Below are 11,782 nucleotides of genomic sequence, written 5' to 3'. Positions count from 1 at the left end.
CTAATTTATGAAAATTTTTTCTATAAAGGTATTCTTGATTATTCTTAGCTTATTATTTAGCACTTACTCAAGTGCTAGATGTGTCTCAAAGAATAGTACATGGACTGGCCGTGACCAATCAGCCTTAGGAACTCAATTAGGTAATATAAATATTACCAGTGATTACCTACAACCCGTAGGAACTCTTCTATCTTCATCAGTTATAAGTTTTTCTCAATCGACTCTTTTTTCAGACCCTAACACCGTTCTTTATGAATGTGATGCTAGTGATAAAAATGATATTTACGAAATGTTTGCGACTAATGGTGATGAATGGACTAGCGGCTATAATGACCTTGGTGCTATTGATGGTTACCCTAATTACTTTGGAACTTGGATACCTTACACTGGATTAAAATTAACACATCTTAATTCAGGTCAACCCTATACACGATTTTGGCAACAGTATCCGATTACTACGTATGGGGAAAGCAATGGAAAAATCCAAATAAGGCTAAAGGATTTAAGTCCAATCAAAGCTGAAATAATAAAAGTTAGCACTCTTTCAACTCGAGGTGGTTCTACCAGTAATTGGTGTACTAAATTAGCACCAACTACGGGTAGAGGTACTTATTCATGTAATCAACCAAATGCTTATACTGTTGTAAAATTACCCGGATTTAGATCTTACCCACCTGTGGGCGCAGACTCAAACCGCAACTATACTGGCTTTAGCTGGCAATATTGGCTTTCTATTGGTTTAAATGGGTCACCTGCTTCAACCTATTCACATTCAGCTACTTGTGTATTACGCAATGTCACTCCAGTTGTTATTTTTCCTGCTATTTCAGTGAGTCAATTGAATGCAGGTGAAGAGGTAAGTAGCCAATTTCGTGTTGAAGTAGAGTGTGATAATGCGAGTGTATCAGGTATAGCAAATAATCAGACATCAATGGGCTTACAAGTTACCCCATCTGCATATCAAACTGCCAAAAAATTAAATTTAGTCACTTCAAAAAATGCTGTTAGATATTTATTATCAGATGGTTATGGTATTGATAGTAGTATTGCGACTGGGGTTGGTATTGAATTGTCAGCAGCAAATAATGGCCAAAAATTAAATTTTGTTGGGTGGAGTAATTGTGTCACGTCTTCAGTTTGTGGAGCTTCATCTGATGAAGGATGGTTTCCCGTTTTAACTAGCTCGTCATCTTTAGGCGGTTCGGTCGCTGGTTATAAAAACTACATGATTAATTTAACTGCAACATTAAAAAAATTACCAAATCAATCTGAACCAATTGTTCCTGGGATAGTTGATGCAAAAGCCTATGTTTTAATTAAGGTACAATAATATGAACTATTATTATAGACAATATTCATTTTTATTATTAATAATCTTATTATTATCATCATTTTCTATTAAAGCTGGAATTATAGCCTCATCTACCCGTATTATTTTCTATGATGGAGACATTAAAAATACTCTTGTAATAGCAAATACAAATGACTATCCAATACTCTCGCAATTTTGGGTCGATGACGGTGAAAACGATTCATCACCAGGTCAACAAATGTATCCTTTTGTTGCTGTTCCTGCTGTATTGAAATTAGATCCTGCTGAAATGAGTAATTTGAATATTATCTATAATAATGAAGAACTTCCTAAAGACAGAGAATCTGTATTTTGGTTAAATATGTACGAAATCCCATCAGTTAAACTTGATAAGACCATTGACAAAACAAAATTATTAATGTCAATGAATACACAAATGAAAATATTTTATAGACCTACTCAACTCAAAGATCAATTGATGAAAAAAAACTCTGAATTAAGTTTTTATCTATCTAAAAATAGAAACTCAATAATTTGTAATAATACATCTCCTTTCTATATTTCATTTTCAAATTTATCTGTCTTAACTAATGGAATCAGTGTTCAGGTAGAGAAGCAAATTGACATGATGATCCCTCCATTTTCAACTAAAGAGTATCACATAGATAAATCTACGAAATTCAATGGAAATAGTCAGATCGAAGCCAATATTATTAATGATGATGGAAATTCAGAGGTACAATATTATAAATTAAGTCATTAGATATATAAATCAATTATATATATTGATTTATATGTTTAATGCTTGGTATAAGGAAAATAAATTATTCAAGACATAATTCAATGGTAATTTATTTGATATAAATTTTCATCAAAGAACATTCTATGTTCGAATTTATTGCAAACATAACCAGTATGTTGCATAAGCTAGGATTACGTGCACCCACAGTTTTTCTTGTAACATTATCCTTGGTATGGTGGTTTCTTGTATATTTTGTTTTTTACGAAACCATTATACACCACCAAAAAACCATCAAAAATAACAATCATTCCATTTACATTCAATTGATTACATTCATCTTAATGAGCTACCGACTAAACCCAATAAAATCCTCATTCAATTTGCTTATCTATACCCTAAATAATTCGAGTTGCATCTAGGCGACAAGCGAATATATCTCGGGGAGCATACATAAGTATGTGACTCGAGTCGCTGAGTGCAGTCAACAACAATGCGGCTTGGAGTATGACGGGTATAACCTTCTTTATCGTCATTAGTGTCGACTCTACTGTCAAACCATCCCCAAAAAAACACAACCAATTGATTTATAACACAATAAATAATGGCATGGAAAATGCTTAGGTAACCGCATCTACCTTAATGACTCGACAGATTTTTATTGGAGGGTAAGGCGAATGAATCGCTTTGTTATTGCCGACCCACAATTATGTATCGGATGTAACACTTGTATGGCTGCATGTTCTGATGTGCATAAAGTACAGGGATTACAAATACATCCGCGACTAAAAGTGGTGAAAATTGGAGATCTAACTGCACCGATGCTGTGTCATCAGTGCGATGATGCTCCTTGCGCTCGTGTGTGCCCAGTCAATGCCATCACACACGAAGACAATATGATTGTATTAAACGAAAGCCTTTGTATTGGCTGTAAATTATGTGGTCTGGTGTGTCCATTCGGCGCAATCACTCCGTCAGGAAGCAAACCTGTCGATATGCCTGATTTCTTCGACGAATATGTCCCCAAAGAGATGTTATTAGATGTGCCAGACAGCCTCCCTACCATGAACCCATTCTTAGCTTGGAATGCTGGGATCCGCAATGTTGCAGTGAAATGTGACTTGTGCAGTTTCAGCGATGAAGGGCCCGCTTGTGTGAAAGTTTGTCCAACTGATGCTCTCCATCTTGTGGAAGAAAATCAATTAGAAAACGAGAGTGCGAAACGTCGCAGCGTGTCTATCGACACAATGCCTGCTGAATTCGACATTCTCATTTCACAACAGGAGAACTCATAATATGACTTCACTTCAGTTACTCTTGTTTTCAGTTGCTTTATATTTTGTCGGTGGCTTCGCTTCATTGCTATTTAAACGACAAGAAAAAATAGCTATTTATGTGGCGGGTATTAGTGCCATTCTCGGTGGACTTTGCGGATTGTTTAGCGCTATTCCCGTATTAATGAATAGCGAAGTGTTGAGTTACTTTGCTCAAGGTCCCTTCCCATTTGCCCACTTCGTGGTTCGCTTCGATAGCCTTGCGGCCTTTATGGTCATGGTGATTTCATTGCTGGTCACAGTTTCTGCATTGTACTCACTGAATTATGTGCAGGAATATTACGGTCGCGGTGCTTGGAGCATGGGGTTCTTCCTGAATCTATTTATCGCATCCATGGTTGCACTGGTTGTGGTGGATAATGCTTTCTACTTTATCATTCTGTTTGAAATGATGTCGTTAGCCTCTTGGTTCCTCGTTATTGCGGATCAAGATGAAAAATCCATTCGAGCTGGCTTGCTTTACTTCTTTATTGCACATGCCGGATCGATCCTCATTATGATTGCCTTTTTCTTGATGTGGCGTCAAAGCGGCAGCTTAGATTTCGATTCTTTCCGCCAGCTTTCCCTTTCGCCGGCAATGGCTTCAATTATCTTTTTATTGGCTTTCTTCGGTTTTGGCGCAAAAGCGGGGATGTTACCACTCCATAGTTGGCTTCCTCAGGCTCACCCTGCCGCGCCTTCTCATGCATCTGCACTCATGTCCGGTGTGATGGTGAAAATCGGTATTTTCGGGATCATCAAAGTTGGTATCGACCTACTCGGCGCAACTCAAACTTGGTGGGGAATTGTTGTTCTCGCGTTTGGTGCGGTTTCTTCAGTTCTTGGTGTTATGTATGCGTTGGCAGAACATGACATTAAACGCTTACTGGCATGGCATACCGTCGAAAATATCGGGATCATTTTGATGGGCGTTGGTGTTGGTATGGTAGGTATCGCTAATGATATGCCAGTACTGGCAACTATCGGTCTACTTGGTGCACTTTATCACTTATTAAATCATGCCGTCTTTAAAGGCTTACTGTTCCTTGGTGCGGGGGCTGTGATTTACCGCATTCATACTCGTGATATGGAAAAAATGGGTGGCTTAGCCAAATTGATGCCTCTCACCGCAGCCGCCTTTTTAATCGGTTGTATGGCGATTTCTGCATTACCGCCACTCAATGGTTTTGTCAGTGAGTGGTACACCTATCAATCACTCTTTACGATGAGCCACGATGGCACATTTATTATGCGTATTAGTGGTCCGATTGCCATTGTCATGTTAGCAATCACGGGTGCATTAGCTGCGATGTGTTTTGTAAAAGTCTACGGCGTTAGCTTTTGCGGCGGCCCTCGCAGTGAACAAGCCACCCATGCACGTGAAGTACCGTGGACAATGACAGTAGCCATGCTCATTTTGGCCGCAATTTGTGTGATTTTAGGCGTTGGTGCCAGTGTGGTTGCACCTGTTTTAGCCAAAGTCGCGATGTCACTGGTCAATACCGTGGATGTGACCGTTGCACAAGGAACCCTGTTAATACCTGATACAGCAACTCAAGCAATGATATCGCCAGCAATGACCTTTGTTCTATTGCTTGCATTACCTTTGATCCCTTTCATTATCTATCTCGTGTTCAAAGGCAAACAAATGGGCTTCCGTCGCAAAGGCGATGCATGGGCTTGTGGTTACGCATGGGAGCAGGACATGTCAGCCTCTGCGAGTGGCTTTACACAACCACTTCGCTCCATGTTTGCACCACTTTATCGCCTACGCAAACAACTCGATCCATCCGCTCGATTAGCGCAAGCCTTAGAAGTAACCAAAGCAGGCGCAGGGAAAGTGGAGCCATTCTGGGATGAAAGCATTATTTATCCTCTGGTTCGCGGTATCAATCGATTTGCTAAACGAATGCAATGCCTACAAGGCGGTGACTTTAGACTTTATTGCCTTTATGTCGTTGCCGCCTTAGTGGTTTTGCTTGTCGTGATAGCGGCGTAAGGAGAGAAACCATGTCGATTCAAGAAACACCTACATTGATGACGGGGTTCTTTGCAGTCATTCAGGCCATATGTTTACTACTACTTACCCCGTTGTTTACCGGTATCTCACGTCAGATCCGAGCCAAAATGCATTCACGTCAAGGACCCGGTGTTTTACAGGATTATCGTGATATCGCGAAATTATTAAAACGCCAATCCGTAGCACCACGCGATTCAGGAATGATTTTTCGCATCATGCCTTATGTGTTGCTCGGAAGCATGTTGTTACTGGCGATGGCCTTGCCCGTATTCACGATCACATCGCTATTTAGTGGCGCAAGTGACTTGATTATTGTGCTGTATATCTTTGCCTTATTTCGTTTTTTCTTTTCGTTATCGGGCTTAGACACCGGAAGTCCCTTTGCAGGAATTGGTGCAAGCAGAGAACTGACTCTGGGCGTGTTAGTCGAACCTATTTTATTCCTCGGTCTGTTAGTCGTGGCATTAATTGCAGGCTCAACCAATATCGGCACGATCAGTGCCGTAATGAACGAAGGTTGGATCTCCCCCACCGCCACTTTCCTTGCAATGCTAGCTTGCGGTTTTGCCACCTTTATTGAAATGGGCAAAATTCCATTCGATGTTGCAGAAGCTGAGCAAGAGCTGCAAGAAGGTCCGCTAACCGAATATTCAGGTTCTGGATTAGCGCTGGTGAAATGGGGAATTGGACTGAAACAAGTGGTTGTAGCAGTACTGTTTTTGTCTATTTTCTTTCCATTCGGTAATGCTGACATATTGACAGCAGGCAGCCTGTTACTGGCAATCGTGCTGCTACTGATGAAATTACTGGTGGTTTTCGTTCTGGCTTCTCTAGTCGAAAACAGTCTGGCTCGTGGTCGTTTCTTACTAACGCACCATGTGACTTGGTTAGGATTCGGTGTTGCCGCACTCGGATTCGTGTTTTATCTCACCGGTCTATAAGGAGCGACGAGCATGTTAGAAAATATTGCACTGGCGACGCTACTCATTCCATTTATTGGGGCATTGCTAGTCAGTGTGTTACCAACACGTATAGCACCGTGGTTGAGTACCTTTGTGGCATTACTCACCTCACTCGGTACAGCAGCTCTAGGCTGGCTATATCTTGATGGTGGAAAAATTGCTACCACCATAAAACTGGTACAGTCGGGTGATGTAGCGTTGTTTGGTTTTACCATTGATGGCGTCAGTACGCTGATTGCCTTTGCGGTTGTTTTCCTCGGATTTTTGATTTGCCTTTATTCCACAGGGTATTTGACCGAAGGTAACCGCGAACACGCACATGGACCAACGCGTCGTTACTATGCATTCTTGCTGATTTTTATCGGCGCAATGGCGGGTGTTGTCCTATCATCCACTATCTTAGGACAGTTGGTTTTCTTTGAAATCACTGGTGGCTGCTCGTGGGCATTAATTGGTTACTATCAAACCGAAAAATCACAGCGTTCTGCAATGAAAGCGTTGCTTATCACTCATATCGGTTCTTTGGGATTGTATATGGCAGCAGCAACCTTATTCATTAGTACCGGAACCTTCGCACTAACCGCTATTAACCAACTGAATGAAACACAAAGTATTATTGTGTTCGGTGGGATCTTATTCGCAGCATGGGGTAAATCAGCACAGCTGCCATTACAAGCTTGGTTACCTGATGCTATGGAAGCCCCTACGCCCGTTAGTGCCTATTTACATGCGGCATCAATGGTCAAAGTTGGTGTATATATCTTTGCGCGTAGCATTATGTCTTCGACACATGTGCCAGAAATTATCGGTTGGGTTGGCGTGGTCATGGCGGTTATCACTCTAGTGTATGGCTTCCTGATGTATCTACCTCAAAAGGATATGAAACGCCTGTTAGCATGGTCAACCATCACCCAACTAGCCTATATCTTCCTCGCACTTTCACTGTCTATTTTCGGTTCAAAAGAAGCATTTGATGGCGGTATTGCCTACATCTTTAACCATGCCTTCGCGAAAAGCTTGTTTTTCTTAGTCGCGGGTGCACTGAGTTATAGCTGTGGTACGCGCATGCTGCCACGTTTACGTGGTCTAGCAAAACGCTATCCACTACTCGGTGTGGGTTTCTGTGTGGCTGCGCTAGCAATTGCAGGTGTCCCACCACTTAATGGTTTCTTCAGTAAATTCCCGATCTTTGCCGCTGGTTTTGCCTTATCAAAACAATTCTGGATCTTAACACCAATCATGGTGCTGGTTTTGATCGAATCCGTGGCGAGCTTTGCTTGGCTGCTCTATTGGTTCGGCAAAGTAGTACCGGGAGAACCAAGTGAAGAAGTCGCAAACGGTAGTGCTGTTCCATGGGCGATGCAGTGGGTTATTGGCTTGCTGATCATCATGTCCTTCTGTTCTAGCGTTATTGCCGTCATCTGGCTCAATTAAGGAGAGAAGGTATGACTGGTTCAATGATTGTTAATAATCTCGCGGGGTTGATGATGATCACCTCGCTATTGGTTATCGGCGCAAAACGACCTATAGCGTCTTGTTGGTTCTATGCACTTCAATCGTTTGTGTTGGTGGCTATTTTCATCACACTTTCTCAGACGTTGGGTGCTCCTGAATTGGCGATATGGGCAGGCTCAGCCTTTGTCACAAAAGTCATTCTAGTGCCCCTTATTATGGGTTACGCATTTCGTAAATTATCGGATCCCTCTGCGGATGGTGGAGTCATCAGCCCAGCATGGCTGATGTTAGCGGCAGCGGTCATTGTGGTGTTGTGCTGGTTTGTTGTCGAACCAATAAAACTGCCGTTAGCTACTGATTTAAAACCTGCCTTAGCCGTATCTCTGGGACATTTTATGTTGGGGCTACTGTGTATTGTGACGCAGAAAAATATCCTCAAACAGGTGTTTGGTTACTGCCTGATGGAAAATGGGTCACACCTGACCTTGGCATTGTTGGCTTATAAAGCACCTGAGTTAGTCGAAGTTGGTATCGCGACGGACGCCATCTTTGCTGTGATTATCATGGCGGTACTGGCACGTAAAATCTATCGCACGCTCAACACACTGAACGTGGATCAATTGACCGCGCTGAAGGGGTGATGAGATGAATCAAACTATGTTATTGACGTTATTAATGGCCGTGCCGTTAGTGGTTTCTTTGTTGGCTTTTGCTTGCCGCCTACTCGGTAGTGCCGCCAAAATTGCCGTCACAGTCGTACACACGATTGGGATTGTTTTACTGCTGGTGCTGTCTCTGTGGATGGTCGACACCATTGCAGAAGTTGGTGATTTACTGATGGCTGAGCGCTGGATACACCTCGACAGCTTAGCTGGGTTGTTCTTAGCTATCCTCGGTATCGTCGGTTTTCTGACTGGGCTTTACTCCATCGGATACATGAACCATGAGGTTGCTGAAGGTGAAATCAGTGTTGGCACTCTGTGTAATTACTATGGGTTCTTTCATCTATTTTTATTCACCATGTTACTTGTTATCACCAGTAACAACCTCATTTTGATGTGGGCAGCAATCGAGGCCACCACTCTCAGCTCAGCTTTTTTAGTCGGTATTTATGGTCAACGTTCGTCTTTAGAAGCCGCGTGGAAATACATCATTATTTGTAGTGTTGGTGTCGCATTTGGTTTATTCGGGACTATTTTGGTTTATGCAAATGCCGTCAATGTGATGCCAGATCCTGACCTCGCAATTTTCTGGACTGAAGTATTGAAGTACACCTCTTTGCTTGATCCAACCTTGATGCACCTCGCCTTTGTGTTTGTATTAATTGGTTTCGGTACCAAAACGGGTTTGTTCCCAATGCATGCATGGTTACCAGATGCGCACAGTGAAGCACCAAGCCCAACTTCAGCACTGCTTTCAGCGGTACTGTTAAATTGCGCCCTACTGATTATCGTACGCTATTACATCATTGTGACATCAGCCATTGGCGGTGAATTCACACAAACATTGTTACTGGTGTTTGGCTTACTGTCTGTTGCCGTCGCTGCTTTCTTTATCTTAATTCAACGAGATATGAAGCGTTTGCTGGCGTATTCAAGTGTCGAGAACATGGGGCTGATTGCAGTTGCTCTAGGCATTGGTGGCCCCTTAGGTGTACTTGCTGCTCTGTTACATACACTCAACCACAGTTTGGCTAAAACACTGCTGTTTTGTGGCTCAGGTAATGTATTGCTCAAGTATGGCACTCGCGATATCACCGTGGTTAAAGGCATGCTACGTACGATGCCATTTACCGCAGTCGTATTTGCCGGTGGCGCATTAGCACTCGGTGGAATGCCGCCTTTTAATATCTTCTTGAGCGAATTTATGATCGTGGTTGCGGGCATTGCAGCTAATCACTTCTGGTTGACGCTACTGGTTTTAGTGCTAATTACCATCGTATTGGGTGGATTGGTAAGAATGATCTCTAAAACGCTATTTGGTGCACAGCCTGACTGCGTTTCCCGTGGTGAATTAGGCATTTTGACCACATTACCAATGGCTATTTTAATTGTATTAATGCTGGTGATGGGAACCCATATCCCTCAACCCGTTAGCCGTTTATTGGAAAATGCCGCCACCATCGTGTTGAAAGACAGTACGTTGAAAAACGGTACATCAGCAACCTCAGAATTAACCTCTTTAAATTATCATTGGCCGTGGGGTGTTGATTCATCCTCTACCTCGTCGCAGGAGAAATAACGTGAGCTATCAAAATTATACAGATACCCTTCAGGGAGTTCGCAAAGGTGCAGGCTATCTGGCGCAAGTCCGCGAAAAATTTCCTCATACGATATTGGAAGAGGAATGGCAAACAGCGAACCAAGTCACTATCACAATTAAAACAGCCATGCTGCCAGAGGTAGTTGAGTTCCTCTACTATGGTTGTGGTGGTTGGTTACCCGTGTTGTGGGGAAATGATGAGCGCCCATTAAACGGACAGTTTGCCGTCTATTACGCACTTTCAATGGAAGAAGGAGAAAAATGTTGGGTAACAGTAAAAGCATTTGTTAGCCCAATTACTCAAGAATTTCCTTCCGTTACACCTCGTGTTCCTGCCGCAGTTTGGGGAGAACGTGAAGTGCGTGATATGTACGGATTACGCCCTGTTGGTTTACCTGATGAGCGTCGTTTAGTGTTACCGGATGATTGGCCTGAAGATCTGTATCCACTGCGTAAAGACACCATGGATTATCGCCAGCGTCCAGAGCCAACCACCGATACTGAAACTTACGAATTTATTAATGACAGTAAAACGCAAAGTCGTATTGTGCCAATTGGCCCACTGCATATCACCTCAGATGAACCCGGACATTTTCGCTTATTTGTTGATGGCGAACGCATTGTAGATGCGGATTACCGCATGTTTTATGTTCACCGTGGCATGGAAAAATTAGCCGAAACCCGTATGGGATATAACGAAGTCACTTTTTTATCTGACCGAGTCTGCGGTATCTGTGGTTTCACCCATAGCGTTGCGTATACCACATCAGTGGAAAACGCATTGGGTATTTATGTTCCACCACGCGCGCACACCATCCGAAGTGTGTTACTAGAAGTCGAGCGTCTACATAGTCATTTATTAAACCTTGGGCTTGCGAGCCACTTTACCGGCTTTGACACTGGCTTTATGCAGTTTTTCCGTGTCCGTGAAAAATCGATGACGATGGCTGAACTTCTGACTGGGGCGCGTAAAACTTACGGCACTAACTTGATTGGAGGCGTACGTAGAGATTTTCTCAAAGAACAACGAATTAAAACCATCCAGCTAGTCCAAGAAATGCGTCGTGACGTGACTCAACTGGTGGACATGCTGCTTAACACGCCCAATATGGAACAACGTACCGTAGGTGTCGGAATTTTAGACCCCAAAATAGCCCGTGATTACAGCCCGGTAGGTCCGATGATCCGCGCTAGTGGATTTAAACGCGATGTCCGTTTTGACCATCCATTTGCCGACTACGGTAATTTACCAAAAACATTGTTCACAATGGATGGCTGTGATGTCTATTCACGCGTCATGGTGCGTGTGAAAGAGGTTTTTGATTCACTCGCAATGATTGAATACGCGCTCGATAATATGCCAGAAGGCCCAATTTTAACTGAAGGATTCACTTATCAGCCGCATAAATTTGCCTTGGGATATACCGAAGCACCTCGAGGCGAAGATGTTCACTGGAGCATGTTAGGCGATAACCAAAAACTCTACCGCTGGCGCTGCCGCGCAGCGACTTATGCTAACTGGCCAGTACTGCGTTATATGTTGCAAGGGAATACTGTTTCCGATGCGCCATTGATTATCGGTAGCCTCGATCCTTGTTATTCCTGTACTGACCGTGTGACGCTGGTCGATGTGAAAAAACGCAAAGCAAAAACTGTGGCCTATAAAGAATTCGAGCAATACGGCATCGAACGTCGCAAATCCTTAATGAAATAGTGGGA

9 protein-coding genes are annotated in these 11,782 nt (G+C 42.9%); all 9 read left to right on the top strand.

Going from position 1 to position 11,782, the window contains the following annotated elements:
- Positions 1–7 precede the first annotated feature (7 nt).
- A complete protein-coding gene (locus OOA_RS12400) occupies positions 8–1,330 on the top strand; it encodes a fimbrial protein (protein ID WP_008912494.1) in 1,323 nt (440 codons plus the stop codon).
- A 1-nt stretch (position 1,331) separates the two neighbouring features.
- Entirely contained in the window at positions 1,332–2,075 is a 744-nt protein-coding gene (locus OOA_RS12395; protein WP_008912493.1) for a fimbrial biogenesis chaperone, read from the top strand.
- Positions 2,076–2,728: 653 nt separating this feature from the next.
- On the top strand, positions 2,729–3,346 hold the full coding sequence (locus tag OOA_RS12390; RefSeq protein ID WP_008912492.1) for a 4Fe-4S dicluster domain-containing protein: 618 nt from the start codon (positions 2,729–2,731) through the stop codon (positions 3,344–3,346).
- A 1-nt stretch (position 3,347) separates the two neighbouring features.
- Entirely contained in the window at positions 3,348–5,363 is a 2,016-nt protein-coding gene (gene hyfB, locus OOA_RS12385) for a hydrogenase 4 subunit B (RefSeq protein WP_008912491.1), read from the top strand.
- An 11-nt stretch (positions 5,364–5,374) separates the two neighbouring features.
- Positions 5,375–6,325 carry a respiratory chain complex I subunit 1 family protein gene (locus tag OOA_RS12380; RefSeq protein ID WP_008912490.1) on the top strand — a complete coding sequence of 317 codons (951 nt, stop codon included), beginning with the start codon at positions 5,375–5,377 and terminating at the stop codon, positions 6,323–6,325.
- Positions 6,326–6,337: 12 nt separating this feature from the next.
- Positions 6,338–7,780, top strand: coding sequence for a hydrogenase 4 subunit D (locus OOA_RS12375; RefSeq protein ID WP_008912489.1), 1,443 nt, complete (start codon positions 6,338–6,340; stop codon positions 7,778–7,780).
- An 11-nt stretch (positions 7,781–7,791) separates the two neighbouring features.
- Positions 7,792–8,442, top strand: coding sequence for a hydrogenase 4 membrane subunit (gene hyfE / locus OOA_RS12370; RefSeq protein ID WP_008912488.1), 651 nt, complete (start codon positions 7,792–7,794; stop codon positions 8,440–8,442).
- 4 nt (positions 8,443–8,446) lie between these two features.
- Positions 8,447–10,042 carry a hydrogenase 4 subunit F gene (locus tag OOA_RS12365; protein ID WP_008912487.1) on the top strand — a complete coding sequence of 532 codons (1,596 nt, stop codon included), beginning with the start codon at positions 8,447–8,449 and terminating at the stop codon, positions 10,040–10,042.
- Between the two features lies 1 nt (position 10,043).
- Positions 10,044–11,777, top strand: a complete 1,734-nt coding sequence (locus tag OOA_RS12360) for a hydrogenase large subunit (protein WP_008912486.1) — start codon at positions 10,044–10,046, stop codon at positions 11,775–11,777.
- Positions 11,778–11,782 lie beyond the last annotated feature (5 nt).

This window comes from Providencia burhodogranariea DSM 19968 (assembly GCF_000314855.2).
GTDB lineage: Bacteria > Pseudomonadota > Gammaproteobacteria > Enterobacterales > Enterobacteriaceae > Providencia > Providencia burhodogranariea.
Note: the sequence above shows the minus strand (reverse complement) of the source record. Positions and strands in the feature narration are given on the sequence as shown.

What these genes read in the sequence shown, in the direction of transcription:
- OOA_RS12400 (WP_008912494.1), top strand. Translation starts at nt 8, where the DNA reads ATGAAAATTTTTTCTATAAAGGTATTCTTGATTATTCTTAGCTTATTA.
- OOA_RS12395 (WP_008912493.1), top strand. Translation starts at nt 1,332, where the DNA reads ATGAACTATTATTATAGACAATATTCATTTTTATTATTAATAATCTTA.
- OOA_RS12390 (WP_008912492.1), top strand. Translation starts at nt 2,729, where the DNA reads ATGAATCGCTTTGTTATTGCCGACCCACAATTATGTATCGGATGTAAC.
- hyfB (WP_008912491.1), top strand. Translation starts at nt 3,348, where the DNA reads ATGACTTCACTTCAGTTACTCTTGTTTTCAGTTGCTTTATATTTTGTC.
- OOA_RS12380 (WP_008912490.1), top strand. Translation starts at nt 5,375, where the DNA reads ATGTCGATTCAAGAAACACCTACATTGATGACGGGGTTCTTTGCAGTC.
- OOA_RS12375 (WP_008912489.1), top strand. Translation starts at nt 6,338, where the DNA reads ATGTTAGAAAATATTGCACTGGCGACGCTACTCATTCCATTTATTGGG.
- hyfE (WP_008912488.1), top strand. Translation starts at nt 7,792, where the DNA reads ATGACTGGTTCAATGATTGTTAATAATCTCGCGGGGTTGATGATGATC.
- OOA_RS12365 (WP_008912487.1), top strand. Translation starts at nt 8,447, where the DNA reads ATGAATCAAACTATGTTATTGACGTTATTAATGGCCGTGCCGTTAGTG.